This is a genomic window from Saccharothrix sp., from assembly GCF_031180885.1.
GTDB lineage: Bacteria > Actinomycetota > Actinomycetes > Mycobacteriales > Pseudonocardiaceae > Actinosynnema.
The window spans coordinates 115,829-140,762 of the sequence record NZ_JAPSLK010000012.1 but is presented as its reverse complement, the minus strand read 5'-3'; the positions used below and the strand labels follow the sequence as shown (position 1 = coordinate 140,762).

The window sequence follows — 24,934 nt, the reverse complement described above, 5'->3', positions numbered from 1 at the left end:
AGTGGTGCCGGTGACATGATGTGGCCCGGAGCACGTCCGGACACTGGGAGTTCACGCAGACTCGACGAGGAGCTGTTGTGGCCCCGTCACAACCTGACCATCAACGGTCAGCCGATCCACGCCCGGCTGACACCGCACCGGGTGATCGCGCGCGACCTGGTCGCCCGGTTCGCTGCCGAGGGTGTGCCGTTGGGCGCGGTGCTCGCCGCGTACGGCATGGGCCTGCGGGTGATGTGGCACGCGGTGCTCGCCGACGCCGGCCCCGACGACCTGGCCGACGCGCTCGCCGCGACGGACCTCGTGCTGCGCTACCGGGAGATCGCGGTGTCGGTGGTGGCCACCGCGTACGCCGAGGAGCGGCGGACGATCGTCGGCCACGAGCGCGAGGCGCGCCGCGAGCTGCTGTCCGCGCTGCTGGACCCCTTGCAGGACAACCCGGATCTCCTGCCGACGCTGGAGCTGTACCTCGCCGAAGGGCTCAATCGCCGCAGAACTGCGGCTTTGCTGCACGTCCACCCCAACACCGTCGACTACCGGCCGCGTCGGATCGTGGCGCTGACCGGTCTCGATCCGGGCAACCCGGGCGACCTCCAGCACATCGGCGCGGCGTTTGCGGCACGCCGGGTGAGGGCCGGGGCACCCGAGAGCGGGATACCGGAGGCACGCGGGTGAAGCCCGACCACGGCGGGTGGTGGACCCGGCAGGGTGGAGGGGGTGAAGGAGCAGCGCCGGGAACTGGTCCGGCTCAGCCGGTGCGCGGTCGACCGGCCGCGGTGGCAGCTCGGGCTCGCGGTCGTGGTGTCGGTGTGGTCGCTGGCGTGGGTGGTGGGGCAGCCGTTCGGCGGGCCGAGCCCGCTGGACGTGGCGCGGGTTCCCTTCGCGTGGGCCGGTGTCCCGGTGGGGTGGCTCGACGCGGTCGGCGCGTGGTGCGCGGGCCGCACCGGGTGGCTGGCCCCGGTCGGCGGGCTGCTGTGGGCGATGACGACCACCCGGCGGCAGTTGCCCGCGCTGGGCGGGTGGCTGGCGGTGATGGCCGCGGCCGAGTCCGTCGGGTACGGCGCGGTGCACCGGGCGCTGCTGGCGCTCGGGGTGTTCCTGGCGGTGCTGGGGCTGGCGTCGATCCCGGGGCGGCGCGCGTTCGTGGTGGACCGGATCGCGTTGATCCCCAAGGACGTGGCGCGGGCCGCGGCCACGGCGGTCGCGTTGTCGGCCGTGGTGCCGCTGATCGCGCCCGGGCTGGTGGTCGCCGGATTGCTGCGGCCCTATGTCACCAGGCCGCCGCGCCCGCGTTCTGAACGGAAAGAAGAGCCGGCCGCCGGGATCGGGCGCGCATTGCCGCAGCAGCGCGCGCCGGGCGCGGAACCGGTGCCGGCGAGTTCGCGGCCGCGATCGGACTAGTGCGCGTGCCGGGCGCGCACCGGCGAATCCCCGGCCTGGAATCGTTTCATAGCCAATTGTTGCGCTGTGCGCGGCCTTTGCACCTGGTCTTTTCGGTCCGGTTGTCTTACAAGATGAGCGTTTCTCACATGGCAGTCCGCAGTCCTGCGCAGACGTGCGACGATCCGTGATGAAGCTGTCGCCAATCCTGTGTTTGGGATTACCGGTCCGTATCCATCAAGATGTCCGCGTGCAGCAAAATCCCGCCGAAAACCGCTTAGCCAAGGTGATGCGCCGTCAGCCTGTGCAGCAGCGGGGCGCCGCGACCGTGACCGCCATTGTCGACGCGTGCGCCCAGTTGCTGAACCAGTACGACTACGACGACATCACCACCGCCCGGATCGTCGAGCTGGCCGGTGTGCCAATTGGCTCGTTCTACCAATACTTCCCGGACAAGCGTTCGGTTGTGCACGCGTTGGCGCTGCGCGGCATGGAGGAGTACCTGGCGCGGGTGGAAACCCTGTTCACCGAAGGCGGGCTGTCCGCGAACTGGCGGGAAGCGGTGCAGCAGGTGGTCGCGGTCTACCTGCGGATGCTCGTCGAAATGCCCGGTTTCGGCCGGGTGCGGTTCAGCGACCTGTTCGACGGTCACCGGCTCGACGCCAGCGTCGACCAGTACGAGCTGATGGCCGAGCGGCTGCGCGAGCTGTTCACCGGCCGGTTCACCGTGCGCGGCGACGCGCCGGTGGCGCTGACGTTCCGCATGGCGACCCAGACCGCGGACGCCATGTACAAGCTCGCCGAGCGGGTGGCGCCCGACGAGCGCCCAGTGGTCCTCCGCACCGCCGACGGCGTGATCATGCGCATGCTGGCGGGGGTGTTCGACCCCGCCTGACCGGCGCGGGTGTCCCGCCCGCCTGACCCCTGCGGGTGTCCCGCCCCCTTGGCCCCCGCGGGTGTCCGACCCCGCCTGACCCCGCGCGCCCGGGCCGATCGCCGCGAGACTTGCTCCGCCGGTCCGGGTGGTGTGGGGTGGGACGGTGAGCGATTCCGGTGTCGCGGACGGCGACCAGACCTACGACGTGATCGTGATCGGCGGCGGGCCGGTGGGTGAGAACGCCGCCGCCCGGACCGCCGCCGGCGGCCTGCGGACCGCCCTGGTCGAGGCCGAGCGGGTGGGCGGTGAGTGCTCGTACTGGGCGTGCATGCCCAGCAAGGCCCTGCTGCGCCCGGGACACGCCCTCGCCGCGGCCAAGCGGGTGCCCGGGGTGCCGGTGGGCGACGAGCTGGACGCCGCGGCGGTTCTCAAGCGGCGCAACGAGTTCACGTCGAACTGGGACGACTCCGGCCAGGTGGGCTGGGCGGTCGGGGCCGGGCTGGACGTGGTGCGCGGCCGGGGTCGGCTGACCGGCGAGCGGACCGTCGAAGTCGAGGGCCGCGTGCTGACCGCCCGGCGTGCCGTCGTGGTGTGCACCGGCAGCGTCCCGCGCACGCCGAACCTGCCGGGCCTGGCGGACGTCGAGCACTGGGGTTCGCGGGAGGCCACCTCCGCGCAGGAGGTGCCGTCGTCGCTGGTGGTGCTCGGCGGTGGGGTGGTCGGTGTCGAGATGGCGCAGGCGTGGGCGCGGCTGGGGTCGTCGGTGACCCTGGTGGTGTCCGGCGGGCGGCCGTTGCCGAAGTTCGAGGCGTTCGCGGGCGACCTGGTGGCCGAGGGGTTGCGCGAGGACGGTGTCGTGCTGCGCACGGGCGTGAAGGCGACCGGCGTGTCCTCTGTGGACGGTAAGGTGACGCTGTCGCTGTCGGACGGGAGTTCGGTGTCCGGCGCGAAGCTGCTGGTGGCCACCGGGCGGCAGCCGGCGACGTTCGACCTGGGCGTGGAGCGGTTCGGCTTCACCCCCGGCGAAGCGCTGCCCGTCGACGACACCGGTCGCGTGGAGGGCTTGGACTGGCTGTACGCGGCGGGCGACGTCACCGGCCGCGCCCTGCTCACCCACCAGGGCAAGTACGCGGCCCGTGCCGTGGGGACGGCCATCGCCACGGGCGCGCAGAACCCGCAGCCGTGGACGGCCTCCGTCGCGACCGCCGACCACACCGCCGTGCCGCAGGTCGTGTTCACCGACCCGGAGGTGGCGGCCGTCGGCTGGACCGAGGCCCAAGCCCGCGAAGCCGGGCTGGACGTGCGAGTGGTCGACCTGGACATCGCCGTCGCGGGTTCTTCCTTGCACGCGGACGGGTACCGCGGCAAGGCGCGGATGATCGTGGACGAGTCGAAGCGGACCTTGGTGGGCGTCACGTTCGCCGGTCCGGACACGGCCGAGTTGCTGCACGCGGCGACCGTCGCGATCGTCGGCGAGATCACCGTGGACCGGTTGTGGCACGCGGTGCCGGCGTACCCGACGATCAGCGAGGTGTGGCTGCGACTGCTGGAGGCGTACGGGCTCTGACGGTCGGTGCACCTGCGGTTTCGGTGTGTGCGCGGGGGTGGGCCGAGTGCCGTAGGAGGCGTGCGCCATCAGGCGTCAACTACGGGAATTGCGGCTTCGTCTCATTACACTGCCGGAGGTGACCAGGGGAACCGTTGCACTCGCGACCGCCGCGGTGCTCTGGTGCGTGGTCATGATCGCGACGACGTTCCTGCCGGGTGGGCCGGCTCTCGCGCCGATCGCGGTGTACCTGCCGGGGTTCTTGGTGCTGCCCGTGGTGGCTTACACGTTGCTGCGGGCGCGGAGCCATGCGTTGCTGTGCTTGGCTCATGTGCCGCGGACGTGGCTGGGGGCCGGGTTCGCGGTGGCGGTCGCGGGGTGGTTGTTCTCGTGCGGGGCGTTGGCGGGGCGGCCGGGGACGGAGATGACGAGCACGGTGGCCGGGTTGGCGATCGTGCTGCACGTGACGTTCGGCCTGATCGCCATCGGCCTGGCCCGCACCGGCCGCTGACCCCCGCCGCTACTGGGTCGCCGGTAGGCGCATGGCTTGTTGCGCCAAGGCGACCAGCATCGGGTCGGCCGGGTCGGACTGGCCCTCCGACCACACCGCCTGCGTGATCCGGACCTGCGCGTCCTTCACCACGGTCTTCATCGCCGAGTGGTCGAACGTGGCCGGGCCGCCCGGCCAGGACTTGCCCTCCTTGACCAGCGGCGTGATCCCGCCCGTGCCGGCCGCGGACGTGACCGCGTGCAGTTCGGCCGCCCGAGTGCCGTCCGGCAGGTTCAGCTCGGACACCGCGATGCCGACCTTGCGCCCGTCCATCGTCGTCTCGTAGACCGCGCGCTTGAGCTGCAAGCACATGTGCCCGGCCAGCCACACCTGCACGTCGCCGAACGCGTGCTCCGCGCACTTCTCTGTCTTGTCCGCGCCCTTGGGCAGGTAGTTGCGGCCGTCCACGACCACGGTGGTCGGCTGCGGTGCGGCGCTGGTCGAGGTCGAAGCCTCCGGCGAACCGCCCGACGACAGCAGCGCCCACAACGCCACGATCAGCAACGACACCACCACGGCCGCCGCCGCGTACGGCAGCCACTTCGGCCGCTTGGGCGTGGGCGCGACCCGGGGCAGCAGCATGGTGCTGGCCGACGCCAGGTCCGCCGCCGCGTCCGGGAAGCCCTCGGCGACCAGGTCGCGGGTCGCGGGCGGGGTGCCGGTGGGGGCGAGGACGGCGACGAGCTTCGCGGCGTGGCCGGCCGAGCAGGGCCGGTCGCTGGTGGCGAGTTCGCGGGCGGCGGCGAGCAGGGTGGTGGGCTTGGGGTGCAGGACGCGCACGCCCCGGTTGAGGTCCACGGTCGGCTGCACGACCTGACCCACGTACGGGCCGACGGCGACGACGGTGGTCACCGGAAGCGGTTCGCCGCGCATGTCCTGGATGCGGCGGGTGACGGCGGCACTGGCCTCCAGCGCTTCCGCGGCGGGGCTCATCGCGCCGTCCGGACGGGTCAGCGGCCAGCCGTCGATCTTCCACTGGCCGGCCAGCGGGGCCTCCAGGCGCATCGCCGGGTCCGGCAGGTCGACGCCGACCACCACGAGCACACCGCGCGGCAGCACGACCACCGCGTCCAGCGGGCGCGGGCTGTCCGGCGGCGTGACGCCGAGCAGCGCGACACCGCCCAGCACGGAGTCGCCGTGACCCCACGTGCTGAGCGCGGCCCGCACGTCGGCACCGACCGCCGAGGGCTCGGTCCCGAGCTTGATCAGGCGCACGAGATCACACCGTTCCACACGATCGGACACCGTAGCGCCGGCGACGCCGACGCGGCCCCGAGGATGGCGACTTGACACTTTCAGTGACTGCCATCACCGGAACGGGGGTCGATCGTTAGACGGATTGCTCAACCCTGCACCGGAGGTTTCAACGCCATGCGCAAAGTCGCCTTGGCCGCAGCGGGAGTCCTTGCACTCTCCGTAGCCGCCGCCCCCTCCGCCAACGCGGGCCTGCTCGCGCCCGTCTCGACCCTGCTCAGCTCGACCTACTCCGGCACCGTCCTGGTGCACGGCACCGACCTGGCCGCCGCCGAACGCGCGGTCACCCAGGCCGGCCTGACCCGGCTCACCGCGTTCAACCGCATCGGCGTCGTCGCCGCCCGCGGCAGCGCGGCCGAGATCGCGGCCGTGCGGGCCGTGCCCGGTGTGACCTACGTCGAGGCCGACCAGCCGATCCGGTTCACCGGATCGACCTCGCACACCGCCACCCGGGGACTCGAAGCGCGCCAGACCCTGACCGGCGCCAACGGCCTCGCCCTCGACGGCAGCGGTGTCACGGTCGCGGTCATCGACTCGGGCGTGGACCCGACGCACCCGGCGTTCCGCACCGCGAGCGGGCAGACCAAGGTCGTCCGCAACCTCAAGAGCCTGTGCGTGGACGAGTCGTCCACGGGCACCGGCTGCGTCGTCGACGTGCCGACGTCGGTCGACACCGACACCCTGTCCGTCGGCGGCCACGGCACGCACGTCACCGGCATCGCCGTGGGCAGCGACGTGAAGCTCACCGACGGCACCGTGGTGCGCGGCGCGGCCCCCGGCGCGAAGACCGTGGTCATCTCGACCGGCGCGGCGCTGCTGATCCTCGGCGCGGACGCCGCGCTGAACTGGGTGCTGGAGAACCACGCGGCGCCGTGCGGCGCGGGCGTGCCGGCCTCGACGTGCCCGCCGATCAAGGTGGTCAACAACTCCTACGGCCCGGTCGGCGGCGGCGCGTTCGACCCGAACTCGGCCACCGCGAAGCTCCAGCGGGCGCTCGCGGCCGAGGGCGTGGTGACCGTGTGGGCCAACGGCAACGACGGCGGCGACGGGTCGACCAGCCTGTCCAACCCGCCCGGTCAGGACCCGACGCCCGGCGTGATCTCCGTCGCGTCCTACTACGACCAGGACACCGGCACCCGCGACGGCGCGGTCTCGGACTACTCCTCGCGCGGCCTGGCCACCGACCCGTCGACCTGGCCGGACATCTCCGCGCCCGGTGAGAACATCACCGCGGCGTGCCGGCCGTACCTGGTGATCTGCGCGACGGGCCTCCAGCCGCAGAACGGCCCCGGCCTGCTCGACCTCGGGACGTTCAACACGATCTCCGGCACGTCCATGGCGGCGCCGCACATCGCGGGCATCGTGGCCCAGCTGTTCCAGGCGCGGCCGTCCGCGACGCCGGGCCAGGTCGAGGCCGCGCTGAAGTCGAGCGCGTACAAGTACGGCGGCGGTTACGTCCCCGCCGGCGGGTACACGAGCAGCTTCGACCGCGGAACGGGTCTGGTGGACGTGGTGGCGGCGGTCACCGCACTGCGCGCGCAATAGATCACGCGATCGTGTCCGGTTGATCTCGCAAAGTGACCCCTCGGCCCGCTGACGTGGGCCGAGGGGTTCCACTTCAGAGTCGAAAGTCCTGTATCTGACCCGCCCGGGTGATGAACGTGCTGGTTCTTCTGGCGGACCGCTGCGATCGCGGGCAGAATGACCAAGTCGGGAATTCGCAAGATCGTCCGCAGCACCTCGACAGGCCGTAGGGGAAGACGTCCCTCGTCGAGCAGCGGAGGTCAACGTGAGCACCCGTGGCAGCACCAGTGGCGTGGTCTACGTCCACTCGTCGCCGTCTGCGGTCTGTCCGCACGTCGAGTGGGCGATCTCGGGCACCCTCGGTGAGCGGGCGGACCTCAAGTGGGCGGCCCAACCCGCGGCGCCGGGGCAGTTGCGCGCCGAGGCCGCCTGGACCGGCGAAGCCGGCACAGGCGCCCGACTCGTGGCCGCCCTCAGGGCGTGGCCGATGCTGAGGTTCGAGGTCACCGAGGACCCGAGCCCGGGCGTCGACGGCGTCCGGTACTGCTTCGCGCCCGTGCTGGGGTTGTGGCACGCGCGGACCAGCGCCAACGGCGACATCGTCGTGTCAGAGGACCAACTGCGGACACTCGCGGCGAGAAGCCGCGGCGGCGAGTCCTTCGCGCACGGCGTGGACGAGATCCTGGGCGCGGCTTGGGACGACGCCCTCGAACCCTTCCGCCGCGCCGGCGACGGCGCCCCGGTGACTTGGCTCCACCGCGTGGGCTGACCCGCCTGCTGTCCTCGCGCGCTCTTCTATCGCGCTCTGTTCTCGCGCGCTCTGTTCTCGCGCTGCACTCCGACATGACCACCGCCCGGCCAGTGACTGATCAGCGACTGACGGGCGACTTGATCAGCGACTGACGGGTGACTCGATCAGCGACTGACAGGCGACTTGGTCGGCGGCCGATCAGCGGCTGACCGGCGGGAATTGTCGGTCCCCGCCGGTAAACCGGACACCGGGGGGCCGTGGCCCGCGCTGCGCGCTCGAACCGCCTTGGAAGCTGTGGGCGCAAACGCTTGCGGGGCCGTCGAGTCGCAGTGCCTCGCCGAACCGTCCAGCCACGCGATGGGGATTGGGCCGCGTCGCCGGCTGCCAACTTCGCCAGGCTGTCGAGTTTCGCCAAGCCACCGAGTCCCGCTGCCCCACCGAGTCCCGCTGCCCCACCGAGTCCCGCTGCCCCACCGAGTCCCGCTGCCCCACCGAGTTTCGCCAGGCGCGCCGCGATCCAACGGTCGCTTCCAATTGGCAGTCGCCCGCCGCATCCAGCCCCGCAGTCGCCCGCCGCATCCAGCTCGCAGTCGCCCGCCGCGTCCCGCCCGCCGAGTTCCCCTGGCCCGCCGAGTTCCCCGCGCCCCCGCGCGGCGCGCAGCGCGGGCCACGGCCCCCCGGTATCCATTCTGCCGACGGCCACCGACAATTCCGGGATCTCACCAGCTCAAGCCCCCACCGCCGACAAGTTGAACGCCCCCAACCGCGCCCCGTCCGCGATCACGTCGATAGCCACGATCCGCCCACCCACCACACCGAACCCCATGATCGACAACGGCCCCCGAGGCCCGACCACCACAACCCCCGCCACCCCGTTGACCAGCGCCGGCCGAGCAAGCGGCGACAGCGAGCCCCACAAAGCAGCCTGGCCCGCGACCACCGAAGCGCCGTTGAGCACCACCGACAGCTGAGCACCCACACCCGCATCGGACCGCAGCACCACCGACGGATCCAACACCGCCAGCAAGCCCTCGATCGACCCCTCCCGAGCCGCCGCGAAGAACGCGTCCACCACCTCCCGCTGCTGCGCCACCGGCACATCCGGAGCAGGAGCCGAAGCACGCACCCGACGCCGCGCCCGGGACGCCAACTGGCGCACAGACGCAGGCGACCGGTCGACCAAACCCGCGATCTCCTCGAACGGCACGGCGAACATGTCGTGCAGCACGAACGCCACCCGCTCGGCCGGCGCCAACGTGTCCAGCACCACCATCAGCGCCAACCCGACCGCATCGGCCAGCGCCACGTCCTCGTCCGGCCCACTGATCACCGGATCCGGCACGGAAACACCCAACGCCTCCCGCCGCCGCTCCCGCGACCGCAGCATGTTCAAACAAACCCGGCTCACCACGGTCGTCAGCCACGCCGCCAGGTTGTCGACATCCCCCGTAGAACGCGAGTACCGCAGCCACGTCTCCTGCACGGCGTCCTCCGCGTCGGCGAAAGACCCCAGCATCCGGTACGCGACAGCCCTCAACCGCGGCCGGTGTTCCTCGAAGACGTCCACGGGCCCAAATAGATCACGCCACCGGCTGCCACGCCGCCATCAGGTCGCGGTAGGCCGCCGACCGGCCCAGCAACTCCTCGTGCGACCCCAGCAAGGGCTCACCGCCGTCCATCACCAACACGGACGAAGCACGCAAAGCGGACGACAGCCGGTGCGCGATCACCACCAGCACCCCGCCACGCGCCGCGAACGCACGCTCCACCACGGCCTCCGCCGCCGGGTCGAGGTTGGACGTCGCCTCGTCCAGCACCACGACATCCGCCGGGCACGCGTACACCCGCGCCACCGCCAGCAACTGCGCCTCACCGGCCGACAGGCCACCACCGCCGTGCCCGACGACCCCGTCCAACCCGCCCAAACGGGTAACGACCCCCGAAGCACCTACCGCCGAAAGGGCCTCCATCAACAAATCATCCGAAGCCGAAGGCGCGAACAGCGACAAGTTCTCCCGCACCGTCCCCGTGAACAGGTACGTCTCCTGCGGCACCAACGCGATCCGCGAGTGCCGCACCGAAGGCGCCACCGCCCCCACCGGCACCCCGCCGAACAGCACGTCCCCGGCGTGCGGCGCGATCAACCCGGTCAGCAGCCCGGCCAGAGTCGACTTCCCGATCCCACTCGGCCCCACCACCGCCAGGTGCGCACCGGGCGACAACCGCAGCGAAAGGTCCCGCACCACGGGCACACCCGCGCCCCACCCGAACGTCACCCCGCGCAACTCCACCTCGTCACCCCCCGGAACGAGTTCACCCGGAGGGTCCTCGACCACCGGAGCCGCCTCGGCCAGCCGCCGCAGCGCCACGGCCAAGCGCAGCACCACCGTGCCGACGGTGTCCGCGAGCCGCCGCAACGCCGGCTGCACGCTCGTGCTCAAGTACACGACCGCGCCCAGCACCTCACCGGCGGTCAACTCGCCCCGCGAAACCAACCCCGGCGCGAGCACCACCAGCAGCGCCAACGGCGCGAACCCGCCAACCGAGATCACGATCCCGCGCAACGCCGTCGCCCACGCCAGCCGCACGGTCGCCGCCGCCTGCCGGTCGACCTGCCGCCGCACGTCCGCGACCGCCCGCGCACCCGCCCCGCACGCCACGACGTCGCGCATCCCGAGCAGCACCGACCCCGCCGCCTCGGCCGCGTCCTCGTCGGCCAGCACCAACGCCCGCTGCCCACGTGCCAACGTCGGCAACAATGCACCGAAGAGCACCAGGGAAGCCACCACCGGCAGCACGACCAGCCAGGCCACCGACGACACCAAGGTCGCCAACCCGACCAGGGCCGCAGCAGTCGTCACCAGCAAAGCCCGTGCCTGCACCAACAACCCGGCGGTGGCATCGCGCACCACCTCGACGTGCCGGGTGATCCGCGCGACGGCACTGGCGTCGGGCTGCCGCCGCGAGGAGTGCAGAACACCCCGCACGACCACCCCGACCAGCGCGTCCCGCAACGGCTCCACGACCTCGCCCAGGCGCATGAACACCTGCCGCAGCCCGAACCCGCCCAGCACCGCCACGACCGCGAACGCCAGCAGCCACAGCACGCCGGTCCGCACGTCGCCGACCGCGAACCCCCGGTCCACGGCCAACCCGACCAGCCGCCCGGACAGCAGCGCCGGCACGCCCTCCACCACCGACCAGCCCAGCAGCGCCAGGACCGGGCGCCGCTGCCCGGCCAACGCCCGCAGGTACGGTCCCATCAGCCGAACACCGCCCGGTACTCCGCGTCGTCCCACAGCACTTCGTGCGGGCCCACCGCTCGGGCCCGACCGTCTTCCAGCCACACCACGAGATCGGCCCGCCGCGCGGTCGCGACCCGGTGCGTCACGACAACCCTTGTGCGGCCTGGCAAAGCGGACGCCAGCGCACGCTCCACAGTGGACTCGGTGACGGTGTCCAAGCTCGCCGTGGCGTCGTCCAGCACCAGCACGCGGGGATCGCGCGCGACGGCCCGCGCCAAGCCCAACCGCTGCGCCTCACCACCCGACAACGGGGTCTCCACAAGCGGTGTGTCGTAGCCGTGCGGGAGGCGGACCACCACGTCGTGCACCTGCGCGGCCCGGCACGCCGCCACGACCTCGTCCCGCTCCAGCGAAGCGCCGTAGGACACGGCGTCCGCCACGGTCGACCCCAGCAGCGCCGGCCGTTCGAACGCGTACCCGACCGACCCGCCGCGCAGCACCCGCCCCGAGGACGGCGCGGTCAACCCGCCGAGCACCGCCGCCAGCGCCGACTTCCCCGCACCGGACCTGCCCACCACGGCCAGGAACGTCCCGGCGGGCACCACCAGATCCACGTCCCGCAGCGCGTCACCCACCGAAACGCCCCGCAGCTCCACTACACCGGGCGACGAAAACCCGTGTGTCACAACAGGTTCCGGCTCGGTCCGCAGGACCTCGTCGATCCGCGCCGCCGACGCCCGCGCCCGCTGCACAGCCGTCAGCACGGTCGCCTGCCCGACCACGGTCATGCCCAGCCCCGCGTACCCCAGGGCCGCCAGCACGTCGCCCACGCTCAACCGGCCCGCGACCACGCCGAACCCGGCCGCGGTCAGCACGGCGAGTTCCACGGCGGGCAGCAGCAGACCGGCCCGCCAGATCATCTTCGCCTGCGTCCGCCACATGCCCACGCCAGCCGCCGCGAGCCGGGGGAGGGGCCGCAGCACGCGTTGCGCCTCCTGCTCGGCGCGCCCGGACGCCGCGATCGTGCGCAGCCCGCCGACCGCGTCCACCAGCCGCGCGGACAACTCGCCGGACACCTCTTGGTACGCCGTCACGTCCTCGGCGGTCAGCATTAGGTGCGACCGCACCAGCAGCGTCGCCAGCGGCACGCTCAGCAGGAACACCACCGCCAGCCGCCAGTCCAGCAGCGCCAGCGCCACCACCGCGCCGCCCGCCGTCAGCGCCGTGACGCCCAGGTTGACCAGCAGCACCGCGAACCCGCCCGCGATGGCGCTGTCCCCGGTCAGCCGGCTGATCGCGTCACCGGGCTCGAACCGCGCCGGGTGGCCCAGCGCGACCAGGTGCCCGGCCAGCCGGTCCCTCAGCCACGCCGTGCCACGCGCGGTGATCGCCGCCGCCAGCACCACGCCGACCGCGTCGCCCACGACCTCCACGCCCGCGAGCCCGACCAGCCACAACACCGCGCCCGTGTCGAGCCAGCCGCCCAGCGCGAGGTCCACCGCGTGGGCCAGCGCAGCGGGCAGCAGGAGACCCGCCGTGGTCGCGAGCAGCGCGTTGAGCGCCAGCAGCAACCACCTCGGGTCCCGGCGGACGACTGATCGCAACAACATTCCCGCTCCAGCTGAACGAGGCGCATCATGGGTGAGGGTCCGACGCGGCCGCCCGGATGTGAGCCGGGAGACCGTGTTGGATTGCGCCGCCTTCGGCGTCGCGGGGCGAGGCCGCCTGGCGGTCGGCTCGTCGGGCCGCGTTTCCCGCCGATCGAAAAGCGTGATCGCCGGGAAAGGCGACCCGACAAGCCGACGCGGCCTCGCCGTGCGCCTTACCCTCGGGCACGGGTGAGCGGCGCACTTCGCCTGCGCCGCTCACCCGTGCCCGACCTGGTTCGGGCGTCAGCAGGCGAGCAGGCTCACGGTGGAGTGGCTGCACGGCAGGAGCAGGGACGCGTTGGACGCCGTCGTGCTGCCACCGCCGCCGCTGCCGCCGCCGGCCATCGCGCTGTCCTGGACCTCCGGGGTCTCCAGGTCCTGCAGGTCGAGGATGAACTCCATCTCGAACTCCTCATTCCGGGGGACAAAAGGGTTTACTGCGACCGGCCCGCGAGGGCCGGGGCCTTGAGGAACGGCAGCACGGGGGCGCCGTCCAGTGCGCAGGCGAGCGCGAGCAGGACGCCCGCGCCGCCGGTGACGAGGTCCATCGACAGCCGGCGCAACTGGATCCCGGGGAACGCCGTGCCCTCCTGGAAGGGGACGGCGTGCCAGGCCAGCGCGGCCAGGTGGGTGTCGATCGCCTCCTGAGGACCGCCGGTGTGCACGAGGGAGGCGAGCAGACCGGCGCGGCCGAGGGTGAGCGCGGGCTGGATGACGAACTCGCCGGTCAGGCTCGCGACCAGTTCCGGCAGCCGCCCGGCGCACGGCGCGCCCGGTGCCGCTCGCGAGAACTCGTTGAGCGCCAACGCGATGCCGGCGCTGCCGATGCCGACGTAGGGCAGGGTGCGGAAGTTGCCGTCGCGGACCTGGGTCGAGCCGTCCAGCGCGCTGTCGCACTCGGCGAGGTCGCGCTCCAGGGCGCGTTCCGCCGGGTCCAGCCACGTCCGGTCGCCGGTGTGCTCGAACAGCCGGGTGAACAGCAGAGCCGGGCCGGACCAGCCGTGCAGCAGGCCCGCCTTGGCCTTGTCGCCGGGCGGCGGGGCGTCGGCGAGCATCCCGACCAGCTTCGCGCCGACGTCCACGGCCTGGTGGGTGTACACGTCGTCGCGGCGGGTCCACGCGAAGTGCAGCAGGTTCAGGCCGATGCCGGACAGGCCCGAGTTCAGGCCGTGGTCCTTGAGCGAAGGCAGCAGCCGGTGGTACGCGCACACGATCTCATCGGCTTCCTCGTGGTAGCCGAAGTTCTCCAGCACGTGCGCGATGCCGTGCGCGCCGGTGTAGAAGCCGGGCTCCTTGGGCGGGTCGCGGCGGATCTTGTCGAGCAGCCACCGCTCGTGCTCGGGGAACCGGCCCTCGCCCACCGCGTCCAGCGCGTGCAGCACGCCCGCCGCGCCGTGGGCAAAGCCGGCACCGCCGACCTCGAACTGCTCGATGTCACCGGGGAACAGCCGGTCTTCGCGCTCGGGCGTGGCACTGGCCAGGATCGCGGCGGCGATCGACTTCCGGACCACCTTCCAGTCCGGCGCGGGCTCGTCCAGCGGGGTCGAGGCGGGCGCGGGCGCGCCCACCCGCGGGGTCAGCACGTCGAGGATGCGGGCGCGGTAGTCGTCGGGCAGGTCGAAGCGGCGGCGGATGAAGTCGACGTGGTGGCGCAGCTTCACCGGGGCCAGCTCGACGACCGCGTTGAGCGGCAGGAACAGGTAGAGGCGCAGCGCGGCCAGCGCGTACTCGTCGATCTCGAAACCCGACCGGTCCGGCGGGGCCTGGAAACCCGGAGAGCCGAGCGTCGGCTTGCGGCCTTCTTCGAGGGGGGACGCCAGCTCGAAGTCGATCAGGGACGCAGAGTCGTCCTCGTCCACCAGCACGTTCAACGGGTGCAGGTCGCCGAACACGACACCGCGCTCGTGCACGCGGGCCACGATCTCCTCGACCTTCTCGACGATCTTGAGCGCGCGTTCGGTGTACTCGGCGATCTGCTCGGGCGTGGTCTCGTGGTGGGTCAGCGGGTAGTGCCGGCCCAGCCACTGGCCGATCGGGCGGCCCGGCACCGGCGACATCGCCAGGAACTCGTGCTCCCACGCGGTGAAGTGCTCGAACACCTCCGGCACGCCCGGGACGCCGCGCAGCCGCACCAGGATGTCGTGCTCGCGCCGCAGCCGGGTGACGGCGTCGACGTTGTCCCGGTCCAGCCCGGCGTGCGGACGGGCTTCCTTGAGGACGACGGGCGTGTCGTCGGACTTGCGGGTCGCCCGGTAGACCCCGCCGCCGTTGGAGAAGTGCAGCGAGCCGGTCACCTCGTACGGGAACGACTCGGCGTCGCCGGACTTGCGCGCGGCCAGGTGCTCGTCCAGGAAGGACGGCAGCGTGATCCAGTCCGGGACGGTGAACGTGGGCTTCCGCTTGTCCGGCACCAGTTCGCCGTCGGGGCCTTCGATGGCCAGCACCCGGCGGCCGTCCTGTTCGAGCCACTGCTCGACGAACCCGCCGTAGCGCACGTACAGCGGGCCGGTGCCGTAGCGGAGGTCGCTGAGGATGTACGCGCCCGGCTTGCCGGACAGCAGGGCGTCCAGCTCGCGCAGGGTGGTCTCGAGTTGGGCTTCGTCGGCCGGGTAGATCGTGATGAGCTTGCCGCTGGCCTCGCGCGGGGCGTACTTGGAGTTGCGGACCAGGACGATGGACTGGGTGCGCAGGTACTTGAAGGGGATGCGGCGCGCGACCAGGTACTCGTAGGCGGTCAGCAGCACCTCGCCGGAGTTCTCAACGGTGGCCGAGACGTGGACCTTCCAGCCCTGGCGAGGGATCGAGGCGCCGTCGGGCTGGAGGTAGCGCCAGATCGTGAGGTCGGTCTGCGACCACCCGTCCGGGAGCGCCGGCAGCACCTGCGAGAAATCGTCGACGGCGGTTTCCGCGTGGCTTTGCACGTCGTAGAACAGACGGTCCGCGAAGCAGTAAGCCTCATAGCGGAGGTCCACCGGAATTCCTCTCCCCGAAATTATTTCGACCGGTGTATTCCCGCACGGCGGTCCGCCGCGAGCCAATCCGCCAGACCGGGGAGGCTGCTCCGCCGTTCGAGCGCGTGGGATGGGTCGGAGTCGCACCATCCGTGTGCCCTGGCGGCGCGGAAACACCCGAACGCCAGGTTTAGCGCTGGTCCCTGCGGTGGCGTCGGCGTGTCGCGGCTAAACGGCACTGGTTCGTTCAAATGATTTCCCGGGCGCTACCTGGGCGGTTCTCGGTAATCCGCTGTTTTGCGGGATCGGTCACCGGCAGTGCTGTGCTGGTCCCATCGGGGGATAGTGCGGTGGATTGCTCCGGCAACCGGCGGGTTAATCGGCCGATAGGGTGTGAAATCCACGCCGAAATTCTTGTTCACCGAATTACCGTGGTCGGCGGTGGTTGAACCACTCCCAGACGTCGGGCGGGTCGCTGCTCCGTTCGGGTGGTGGCCCGCGCGATCGGGCTCATGTGGCACCCTCTGGACGTGTCGTCCCGGTTGCTGCTGCCCACCGTCCTGGTGGTCGCCGCCCTGACCGCCGGCGCCGGCGTCCTGGCCCGCGAGGCGTACCGGAGGCCCGTGCAGGCGGCGGGCGACCAGATCGCGGTGCCGACGGCGTCGTCCTCGGTGCCGCGCAGCGCCCAGCCGGGTCCGTCGAGCGTCCAACTCAGCATCGACGCGGCCCTGCACCCGGACGGCCAGCGGGTGCGCGAGGTCCTCCAGCGCTACTTCGACTCAATTAATGATCATGACTACGACGCGTGGGCGAAGACGGTGACGGCGGAGCGCGTGAGCCGGACGCCCCGGATCCGGTGGGAGTCGGACTACGAGAGTTCGAGGGACGGGTCGATCCAGGTGCACCGGGTGGAGACGGTCATGCCGGGGCGGCTGCGGGTCATGATGACGTTCGTCAGCACGCAGGACGTGGCGAAGGCGCCGGCGGAGCTGCAGGCGGACTGCATCCGGTGGCGCGTGGTGTACCCGTTGCAGGAGGAGGCGGGCTCGCTGCGGGTCGACCTGGGCACGGAGGGCTCCAGCTCCCAGTTCACGGCTTGCTGAGCCGGTTCACCGCCTACCGAGCTACTGCAGCGCGGCCGAATTGTCCGTACCTCGTGAGATGATCGAAGCGGGGGCCGGAGGCCACGCTGGCGGCGCAGACCGACGACCGCGCACACCGCTTGAGCTGCACAAACGCAAAAGCCGCAAAAGCCAACCGCACGCCGTCCGACCGCGCCGCGCGCGTAAGTACCCACAGCCAACCGCGCACAAGCTGCAGCCCGCGCCAGTTGGCACCGCCCGCGCCGGCTCGAGCCCTCGCCCGACCGGGCCGCCCGCCCGACCGTGCAGCCGGATCGCGGTCCGCCTGGCGTGCGTCCATCTCCGACAACAGCGGACGACCCCGGGACCGGCGAGGCCGGGCCGCGGGGTCGTGGCTGTGAGATCTGGTCAGGCGCCGGTGAACACGAGGGACACGTTGTGGCCGCCGAAGCCGAAGGAGTTGTTGACGGCCGCCACCAGGTCGATCTTGCGCGGCTCGCCCGTCACCACTTCCAGCTGCACCTTGGGGTCCTGGTTCTCCAGGTTCAGCGTCGGCGGCACGATGCCGTCGCGCACGGAGAGCAGGGTGGTGATCGCCTCCACCGCGCCGGACGCGCCGAGGAGGTGGCCGTGGTTGCCCTTCGGCGCGGTCAGGACCGCGTGGTCGCCGATCGCGCGCTTCACGGCCTGGGGTTCGATCACGTCGCCCACCGGGGTGGACGTCGCGTGGCAGTTGACGTGGCCCACGTCGGCCGGGGAGATGCCGGCGGTGCGGATGGCCGCCGCGATCGCCCGCGACTGGCCGATGCCCTCCGGGTCCGCCGCCGTGATGTGGTGGCCGTCGGAGGACGTGCCGATGCCCGCGAGCTTGCCGTAGATCCGGGCGCCGCGCGCGCGGGCGAACTCCTCGCGCTCCAGCACCATGATCCCGGCGCCCTCGCCGAGCACGAACCCGTCGCGGTCGACGTCGAACGGGCGGGACGCCCGGGTCGGGTCGTCGTTGCGGGTGCTCATGGTCCGGGCCTGGATGAAGCCCGCCATGGTGATCGTCGTGATGCACGCTTCCGCGCCACCGGCCACGACCACGTCGGCCTCGCCGGAGCGCAGCATCCGCCACGCCCACGCCAGGGCCTCGGCGCCCGACGCGCACGCCGACACCGGCGCGTGCACGCCCGCCCGCGCCTTCAGGTCCAGGCCGACGTGCGCGGCCGGGCCGTTGGGCATGAGCATGGGCACGGTCAGCGGGGACACCTTGCGCAGCCCCGACTCCTCGATGAGGTCGTCCTGGTTCAGCAGCGTCAGCGCGCCGCCGATGCCGGTGCCGACGACGACGCCCAGCCGCTCCGGGTCGACACCGTCCTCGCCGAGCCCCGCGTCCGCCCACGCCTGGCGGGCGGCGACCACCGCGACCTGCTCGCAGCGGTCCAGCCGGCGCGCCTCGACGCGCGGCAGCACCTCGGTCGGCTCGACCGCGAGCTGCGCGGCGATGCGCACGGGCAGCTCGAACCGCTCCACCCAGTCGGCCTCCAGCGGCTTGACACCGCTGCGGCCCGCGAGCAGAGCATCCCAGGTGGAGGCGACGTCGCCACCGAGCGGGGTGGTGGCACCCAGCCCGGTGACGACGACGTCGTTGCCAGTGGTCATGCGTTGCTGGCGATGTAGTTCACCGCATCGCCCACGGTCTTGAGGTTGGCCAGCTCGTCGTCCGGGATCTTCACGCCGAACTTGTCCTCGGCCTGCACGGCGATCTCCACCATGGACAGCGAGTCGATGTCCAGGTCGTCCACAAAGGACTTGTCAGCCGTCACGTCGGCCGCCTCGACACCGGCGACCTCCTCGACGATCTCGGCGAGCCCCTTCTGGATGTCCTCGTTGCTCACTGAAAATCCCTTCCTTCTTGCATCCGCCGGCTGGGCTGTCCCACCGGAGTCCTCGGGTTGGTCACGGCAGTCGGACGACCTGTCCCGCGTAGGACAGGCCGGCCCCGAAGCCGACGAGCAGCGCCACGTCCCCGCTCTTCACCTCGCCGGTCGCGCGCATGTGGTCCAGCGCGAGCGGGATGGAGGCCGAGGACGTGTTGCCGGAGTCCACGATGTCACGCGCGATCACGAGGTCCTCACGGGCACCCTTGGCGCGCAGGCGCTTCGCGATGGCCTCGACGATCCGCAGGTTCGCCTGGTGCGGCACGAGGACGTCCACGTCGGACACGTCGATGCCGGCCAGTTCGACCGCGCGCAACGCGATCGGCGCGATCTGCGTGGTCGCCCAGCGGAAGACCGACTGGCCCTCCTGGAAGATGAACGAGTCCCGGTCGGCCACGTGGATCATGTCCACCAGGTCGCCGGCGCTGCCCCACGCCACCGGGCCGATGTGCGCCTCGTCGGCGGGGCCGATCACGACCGCGCCCGCGCCGTCGGCGAAGATGATCGCGGTGGACCGGTCGGTCGGGTTCACCCAGTCGGTGAGCTTCTCCGCGCCGATCACCAGCACGTGCTCCGCGGTGCCCGCGCGGACCAGGTCCGAGCCCATGCCGACGGCGTAGCAGAAGCCCGCGCACGCGGCGTTCAGGTCGAACGCGGGCGCGGCCTTCACCCCGATCCGGTCGGCGACCTGGGCGGCGGCGTTGGGGATCTGCGACGGCATGGTGCAGGTCGCGACCAGCACCGCGCCGATGTCGGAGGCGGACAGCCCGGCGTCGGCGACGGCCTTGGCGCCCGCCTCGACCGCCATGTCGACGAGCTTCTCGTCCTTGCCCGCGAACCGGCGGTTGACGATGCCGACGCGGTCCCGGATCCACTCGTCCGAGGTGTCCATGATCTTGGCCAGGTCGTCGTTGCTGACGACGGTGTCGGGCTGGTAGCTGCCCAGGCCCAGGACGCGGGTGCCCGCGTGGCCGGTGGGGACGGCGAAGGAGGTCATTCCGCGGCCTCCCCGAGCAGCGCCACGACCTGGTCCAGCTGGTCGGGGGTCTTCAAAGCCAACGTGGGGGTGCCCTTCAGTTCGCGCTTCGCGAGGCCCGTCAGCGCGCCCGCCGGCGGCAGTTCCACCACCGCGGTCACGCCCTTCGCGCCCAGCGCCGCCTGGCAGGAGTCCCACCGCACCGGGCGGGTGACCTGCGAGATGAGTCGGTTCAGCACCTCGGCGCCGGAGGTCACCTCGGCGCCGTCGGCGTTGGACAGCAGCGGCAGCGTGGGGTCCTCCACGGCGATGCCTTCGGCCTTGGCGCGCAGCGCCTCCTCGGCGGGAGCCATGTAGGAGGTGTGAAACGCGCCCGCGACCGCCAGCTTGCGGATCTTCGCCCGCTCGGGCGGGTTCTCGGCGAGCTTGTCCAGGGCGGGCAGCGGCCCGGCGGCCACGATCTGGCCCGCGCCGTTGCGGTTCGCCCCGACCAGGCCCAGCTCGTCCAGGCGGGCCAGCACGTCGGCCTCCTCGCCGCCCAGCACGGCCGCCATGCCGGTCGGCTCCAGCGCGCACGCGGCGGCCATCTCCGCACCGCGCACCGCGGCCAGGGCGACGGCGTCGTCCGGGGTCAGCACGCCCGCGATGGCCGCGGCGGCCAGCTCGCCGACGGAGTGACCCGCGACGACGGTGTCCGCGGGCAGCTCGACCCGCCGGCGCAGCTCCTCGAACGCGAGCAGCGCGAGCGCCACGACGAGCGGCTGGGTGATCGCGGTGTCCTTGATCTCGTCCGCGTCGGCCGTGGTGCCCAGGCGCTCCAGGTCGAGCCCGGTGACCTCCGACCACGCGGCCACGCGCCGCCCGGCCCCCTCGAGTTCGAGCCAGGGGGCGAGCATGCCGGGTGTCTGGGACCCCTGTCCGGGGGCGAGCAGCGCGATCACCCGCTCACTGAACACGTTTTCGGCGGCTCTGCGGGATGCCGGAGCTGACGAAACCGCGACTACGGGCTTGTAGGGTGTCTACAAATGTGACTCGCAGATGAACGTTGAACCACGTCACGTGTTGTCGAGGGCAGCCCATTCCGCAGCAAATGGGACATGCGTTCTCCATCACACCCGCGAGGGTGACCACGGTCGTGCTACCAGAGACCACGGGCTCGGGCGAGCCTCCCCACGGACAGTGCCACGCGCAGCACCAGGGCGTCACGGGGATCGTTCGCGTTCCGCCCGGTGAGTTCAGTCGCCCGGCGCAACCGGTAGCGGACCGTGTTCGGGTGCACGAACAGCTTGCGCGCGCACGCCTCCAGCACGCCCCCGACCTCCAGGAACGCGTCGACGGTCTCCAACAGCGACCCGCCCGCGTCCTCCAACGGCCGGGCGATCCGGTCCACCAGCTGCCACTCCGCCTCGGGGTCGCCGGCCAACGCGCGCTCCGGCAGGAGGTCCAGCGACCGCACCGGGCGCGGCGCGGACGGCCACCCCACCACCGCCCGCAGGCCCGACAACGCGTCACCGGCGCTGCGGTGCGCGTCGGCCAGGCTCATCACGGTCGGCCCCGCCACCACCGGACCCGGCCCGAACGCGTCGGACAGCCGCACCAGGGCGTCCCCGCTCTCGGTCTCCCCGCCCAGCACGACCACCAGCCGCGACCCCTGCACGCTCAGCAGCACCGGCCGGGCGATCCGGGCCGCCCGGCTGCGCACCTCGAACACGACCGCCGGCGGGTCGTCCGACGGCGGGTTGCCCACCAGCACGGTGGCCTCCGACGCCGGGTCCCAGCCCAGCGCCGTGGCCCGGGACAGCAGCGACTCCTCGGCGTCGCCACGCACGATGCCGTCCACGACCAGCGCCTCCAGCCGGGCGTCCCACGCGCCCCGGGCCTCGGCTGCGGCGGCGTAGGAGGTGGCGGCGGAGAACGCGATCTCGCGGCCGTAGCGGAGCACACCCTCGGTGAGCAGGGCGCGCTCGGCCTCGTCGCGGGCGAGCTTGGGCAGCTGGTGCTCGAACAGCTCCAGCGCGATCCGCACCAGCTCGACGGTCTGCCGCAGGCTCACCCACCGCGAGATGTCCTTGGGCGCGGACCGGAACGCCTCGGCGGTCAGCCGGATCGCCTGCTGCGGGTCGTGCAGCCACGACACGAACCCCGCGACCCCGTTCTGTATCAACAACAACACGCCCGCGCGCTGCTCGGCGGGCATCCGCCGGAACCACGGGAGCTGCTCCTCCATCGCGGCCACGCTGGAGGCCGCCAGGTCGCCGGAGGCGCGCTGCAACGTGCGCAGCGTCTCCTTCGACAACACCGGCAGGACCTCCGAACCGCTCATGAGCACCACCATCGCACACCACCCGGACGTGCCTGCGCGGTCCACCAACGAGTGACACAGCCTGAACCGGAGCGCGACCCGTCCTACCTTCGGGGAACACCCCAGCGACCGTGGGAGGTTGCCCGTGCGCAGGTACGTGTCCGTCGGCTTGGCGCTCGTCACCATGATGGCGACAGCCGTCGTCCCGTCGTTCGCCAGCGCCGACCCGTTGGCGCCGTACACGTCCCAGCAGCTCACCTGGAAACCGTGCAGCGCGAACGTCCCGGCCCTGGAGTGCGCGGACGTCGTCGTGCCGCTCGACTACAGCCGTCCCGAAGCCGACCGCATCTCGGTGCGCATCAGCCGGCTCAAGGCGCAGGACCCGACGCGGCGGCGGGGCGTCCTGCTGCTCAACCCCGGCGGACCGGGCGGGTCCGGCGTCGGCATGCCGGTGTTCCTGGCCAAGACCAAACCGGCGCAGGTCTACGACCTGATCGGGTTCGACCCGCGCGGCGTCGGCGGGTCCACCGCGCTGGCCTGCCGCCCCGCGCCCGACTTCGCCACCGTCGACACCCGGCCGCCCGACTCGGAGTTCCACAAGTGGGCCGCGGAGGCGCAGGCCGCCGAGGACGCGTGCCGGCGCGCGGCGGGCGGCATCCGCCCGCACATCAACACCCCCAACACCGCCCGGGACATGGACGTCGTGCGCGCGGTGCTCAAGGAGGAGAAGCTGAACTACCTCGGCTACTCCTACGGCACCTACCTCGGCGCGGTGTACGGCAGCCTGTTCCCGCAGCGCCTGGACCGCAGCGTGCTGGACTCGTCGGTGCACCCGGAGTGGATCTGGCGCGAGCAGTTCCGGGCGCAGGCGGTGGCGTTCCGGCGCAACGCCGACCTGTGGGCGGCGTGGGCGGCCGAGCACGACGCGGTGTTCGGGCTCGGCGCGACGCCCGAGGCGGTGCTGGCGAGCGTGGAGTCGGTCGCCGCGGCGCTGGCGGTGAAGCCGGTGTCCGGCCAGACGCGCACCACGTTCGACGCGGCCGTGGGCGTCGGCTCCCGCTACCGTCCACTGTGGGCGGACCTGGCGGCCGCGGTGAAGGCGTTGGCTTCGGGTGCGCCGGCGGACACCGCGCGGGTCCTGGCCGACTCGGTCCGGCAGGACCTGGTGCCCGGCGTGTTCAGCACGGTCATCTGCGAGGTCGACTGGCCCACCGACACCGACACGTACTTCGAGGACATGCGGGTGTTCCGCGAGCGCTACCCGTACGGCTTCGGCGTGGTCCGGGCCGCGCCCACGACGTGCACGTACCGGTCGTTCACGCCGCCGGAGCCCGCGGTGGAGCTGAAGCGCGACGGGTACCCGGTGGGTGTGGTCATCCAGGCGGAGGGCGACACGCAGACCCGGTACGAGGGCGGTCCGGCGATGGCGACCCAGCTGGGGCACCAGTTGCTGACCGTGCTGGACGAGGGCCGGCACGGCATCTACGGCGGCGGGAACACGTGCGTGGACCGCGAGGTGGACCGGTACCTGGTGGACGGGGTGCTGCCGGACAGCAGCTCCAACTGCCCGGGCGACCCGCGGCCGGACCCGTCGGTGGCGACCTCGGTCGACCGCGTCCGGTCCTACTTGGACAGCCGCGGCCTGGAGGCCTTCACCGGCCTGTGAACCCCTGCTCGGAAAAGCCCGGCGTGCCCGCGCGCCGGGCTTTTTCACGTCTCCTGAACGCGAAAACGCCCGGCACGCACGAAGCGCGCCGGGCGTTTCCCTCTCCCCGGTCCCCACCGGTGACTCCACTCTGGACTGTCGCCGGCCGAAGTGCCACGTCAGTCACCCTTTCGTGCCACTGCTTCAGGTTGCCGGGTGATGCGGGGTGGGAAACGATCTCGGCAAGCGTTCGACAATCGTTTCCGAGGAGGGGCGTCGCGTGGGCACCCAGATCACTGAAGGACTCGGACAGGCGTGGGCGATGGTGGCCACGTTCGTGCCGAAGCTCCTCGGCTTCCTGTTGGTCCTGTTCATCGGCTGGCTCATCGCCAAGGCGATCGCCAAGGCGGTGGGGTTCCTGCTCAAGCGGGTCGGCTTCGAGCGCCTGGTGGAGCGGTCCGGGTTGCGCGGCGCGATGGCGCAGTCGCCCATCGACGCCTCCGGGCTGATCGTCAAGATCGTGTACTACTTCGTGCTGCTCATCGCGCTGCAGCTGGCGTTCGGGGTGTTCGGCACCGGCAACGCGGTCAGCGTGCTGCTCAACGACGTCATCGCGTACCTGCCGCGGATCGTGGTCGCGATCGTCCTGGTCCTGGTGGCCGCCGCGATCGGCAAGGCGCTGCGCGGGCTGGTGACCGGTGCGCTGGGCGCGCGGCCGTACACGCGGATGCTGGGCGGCATCACGTACGGGTTCATCGTCGCGCTCGGTGTGATCGCGGCGCTGAACCAGCTCGGGATCGCGGTCTCGGTGACCATGCCGGTGCTCATCACCGTGCTGGCGACGGTCGCCGGCGTGATCGTGATCGGCGTGGGCGGCGGCCTGGTGCGGCCGATGCAGCAGCGCTGGGAGGGCTGGCTGGACCGGATGCAGGAGGAGGCCAAGAGCGCGCCCCAGCCGCGGCAGTCGCAGGAGCCGGTGACCCAAGCCCCGACCCGGGTCGGCGCGGGCGCCCGGTCGTCCCAGATGGACACCCCGACCCCGCCCGCCGGCATGCCCGTGCCACCGGCCGACGGTCGCTGACCTGTTTGCGGCTGTCAGCGTCGAGGAGCCCCGTCCGGGATGCCGGACGGGGCTCCCGCACGTCGGGCCTGTCCGGTTTGCCGCTGACCCGCTTTGCCGCTGACCCGCCCGGTCACCGACCGCGCCGCACCCCACCGCTGATCCGCCCGCCGCCGACCGTGGCGCACCCCACCGCTGATCCGCCCGCCGCCGACCGTGGCGC

21 protein-coding genes are annotated in these 24,934 nt (G+C 72.2%); 10 read left to right on the top strand and 11 right to left on the bottom strand.

Annotated elements, in window-relative coordinates:
- The first annotated feature begins 15 nt into the window (after positions 1-15).
- The 5 genes from RIN75_RS17450 (at position 16) to RIN75_RS17430 (ending at position 4,311) form a co-directional block, all read left to right on the top strand.
- Entirely contained in the window at positions 16-672 is a 657-nt protein-coding gene (locus tag RIN75_RS17450; RefSeq protein WP_309112990.1) for a helix-turn-helix domain-containing protein, read from the top strand.
- A 42-nt stretch (positions 673-714) separates the two neighbouring features.
- Positions 715-1,398 (top strand): hypothetical protein, encoded by a 684-nt coding sequence (locus RIN75_RS17445; RefSeq protein WP_309112989.1) that lies wholly within the window; start codon positions 715-717, stop codon positions 1,396-1,398.
- Between the two features lie 169 nt (positions 1,399-1,567).
- Positions 1,568-2,272, top strand: a complete 705-nt coding sequence (locus tag RIN75_RS17440) for a TetR/AcrR family transcriptional regulator (protein ID WP_309113046.1) — start codon at positions 1,568-1,570, stop codon at positions 2,270-2,272.
- A 187-nt stretch (positions 2,273-2,459) separates the two neighbouring features.
- Complete coding sequence (locus tag RIN75_RS17435) at positions 2,460-3,821, top strand: NAD(P)/FAD-dependent oxidoreductase (RefSeq protein ID WP_309113045.1); 1,362 nt, start codon at positions 2,460-2,462, stop codon at positions 3,819-3,821.
- A 118-nt stretch (positions 3,822-3,939) separates the two neighbouring features.
- Complete coding sequence (locus tag RIN75_RS17430) at positions 3,940-4,311, top strand: hypothetical protein (RefSeq protein WP_309112988.1); 372 nt, start codon at positions 3,940-3,942, stop codon at positions 4,309-4,311.
- 9 nt (positions 4,312-4,320) lie between these two features.
- On the opposite strand, the gene RIN75_RS17425 is transcribed toward RIN75_RS17430, so the two are convergent.
- Positions 4,321-5,565 (bottom strand): hypothetical protein, encoded by a 1,245-nt coding sequence (locus RIN75_RS17425; RefSeq protein ID WP_309112987.1) that lies wholly within the window; start codon positions 5,563-5,565, stop codon positions 4,321-4,323.
- Between the two features lie 156 nt (positions 5,566-5,721).
- Here RIN75_RS17425 and RIN75_RS17420 point away from each other — a divergent pair, with 156 nt between their 5' ends.
- Together RIN75_RS17420 and RIN75_RS17415 are read left to right on the top strand one after the other, a co-directional pair.
- Complete coding sequence (locus tag RIN75_RS17420; protein ID WP_309112986.1) at positions 5,722-7,149, top strand: S8 family serine peptidase; 1,428 nt, start codon at positions 5,722-5,724, stop codon at positions 7,147-7,149.
- A 244-nt stretch (positions 7,150-7,393) separates the two neighbouring features.
- Positions 7,394-7,897: a DUF3145 domain-containing protein gene (locus RIN75_RS17415; RefSeq protein WP_121222043.1), complete on the top strand. Its 504-nt coding sequence runs from the start codon at positions 7,394-7,396 to the stop codon at positions 7,895-7,897.
- 709 nt (positions 7,898-8,606) lie between these two features.
- On the opposite strand, the gene RIN75_RS17410 is transcribed toward RIN75_RS17415, so the two are convergent.
- The 5 genes from RIN75_RS17410 to lanKC all read right to left on the bottom strand — a co-directional run bounded on the left by RIN75_RS17410 (position 8,607) and on the right by lanKC (position 15,745).
- Entirely contained in the window at positions 8,607-9,395 is a 789-nt protein-coding gene (locus tag RIN75_RS17410; protein ID WP_375295976.1) for a sigma-70 family RNA polymerase sigma factor, read from the bottom strand.
- 64 nt (positions 9,396-9,459) lie between these two features.
- Positions 9,460-11,142 (bottom strand): ABC transporter ATP-binding protein, encoded by a 1,683-nt coding sequence (locus RIN75_RS17405; protein ID WP_309112984.1) that lies wholly within the window; start codon positions 11,140-11,142, stop codon positions 9,460-9,462.
- The gene (locus RIN75_RS17400; RefSeq protein ID WP_309112983.1) at positions 11,142-12,734 is read right to left on the bottom strand and encodes an ABC transporter ATP-binding protein; all 1,593 of its coding nucleotides are present in this window, start codon (positions 12,732-12,734) and stop codon (positions 11,142-11,144) included. The genes RIN75_RS17405 and RIN75_RS17400 overlap by 1 nt, the downstream gene beginning before the upstream one ends.
- A gap of 282 nt (positions 12,735-13,016) precedes the next feature.
- A complete protein-coding gene (locus RIN75_RS17395) occupies positions 13,017-13,175 on the bottom strand; it encodes a SapB/AmfS family lanthipeptide (RefSeq protein ID WP_309112982.1) in 159 nt (52 codons plus the stop codon).
- 32 nt (positions 13,176-13,207) lie between these two features.
- The gene (lanKC, locus tag RIN75_RS17390) at positions 13,208-15,745 is read right to left on the bottom strand and encodes a class III lanthionine synthetase LanKC (RefSeq protein ID WP_309112981.1); all 2,538 of its coding nucleotides are present in this window, start codon (positions 15,743-15,745) and stop codon (positions 13,208-13,210) included.
- A gap of 509 nt (positions 15,746-16,254) precedes the next feature.
- On the opposite strand from lanKC, the gene RIN75_RS17385 reads away from it, so the two are divergent.
- Positions 16,255-16,827, top strand: a complete 573-nt coding sequence (locus tag RIN75_RS17385; protein WP_309112980.1) for a hypothetical protein — start codon at positions 16,255-16,257, stop codon at positions 16,825-16,827.
- 387 nt (positions 16,828-17,214) lie between these two features.
- On the opposite strand, the gene RIN75_RS17380 is transcribed toward RIN75_RS17385, so the two are convergent.
- The 5 genes from RIN75_RS17380 to RIN75_RS17360 all read right to left on the bottom strand — a co-directional run bounded on the left by RIN75_RS17380 (position 17,215) and on the right by RIN75_RS17360 (position 22,027).
- Positions 17,215-18,450 carry a beta-ketoacyl-ACP synthase II gene (locus tag RIN75_RS17380; protein WP_309112979.1) on the bottom strand — a complete coding sequence of 412 codons (1,236 nt, stop codon included), beginning with the start codon at positions 18,448-18,450 and terminating at the stop codon, positions 17,215-17,217.
- Positions 18,447-18,686, bottom strand: a complete 240-nt coding sequence (locus RIN75_RS17375; RefSeq protein WP_053720023.1) for an acyl carrier protein — start codon at positions 18,684-18,686, stop codon at positions 18,447-18,449. The genes RIN75_RS17380 and RIN75_RS17375 overlap by 4 nt, the downstream gene beginning before the upstream one ends.
- Before the next feature lie 61 nt (positions 18,687-18,747).
- Positions 18,748-19,725, bottom strand: a complete 978-nt coding sequence (locus RIN75_RS17370; RefSeq protein WP_309112978.1) for a beta-ketoacyl-ACP synthase III — start codon at positions 19,723-19,725, stop codon at positions 18,748-18,750.
- Complete coding sequence (locus tag RIN75_RS17365) at positions 19,722-20,645, bottom strand: ACP S-malonyltransferase (RefSeq protein ID WP_309112977.1); 924 nt, start codon at positions 20,643-20,645, stop codon at positions 19,722-19,724. The genes RIN75_RS17370 and RIN75_RS17365 overlap by 4 nt, the downstream gene beginning before the upstream one ends.
- Positions 20,646-20,842: 197 nt before the next feature.
- Complete coding sequence (locus RIN75_RS17360) at positions 20,843-22,027, bottom strand: helix-turn-helix domain-containing protein (protein WP_309112976.1); 1,185 nt, start codon at positions 22,025-22,027, stop codon at positions 20,843-20,845.
- Between the two features lie 124 nt (positions 22,028-22,151).
- Here RIN75_RS17360 and RIN75_RS17355 point away from each other — a divergent pair, with 124 nt between their 5' ends.
- Both RIN75_RS17355 and RIN75_RS17350 read left to right on the top strand, forming a co-directional pair.
- Positions 22,152-23,672: an alpha/beta hydrolase gene (locus RIN75_RS17355; RefSeq protein WP_309112975.1), complete on the top strand. Its 1,521-nt coding sequence runs from the start codon at positions 22,152-22,154 to the stop codon at positions 23,670-23,672.
- 259 nt (positions 23,673-23,931) lie between these two features.
- Entirely contained in the window at positions 23,932-24,732 is an 801-nt protein-coding gene (locus tag RIN75_RS17350; protein ID WP_309112974.1) for a hypothetical protein, read from the top strand.
- Positions 24,733-24,934: the final 202 nt, after the last annotated feature.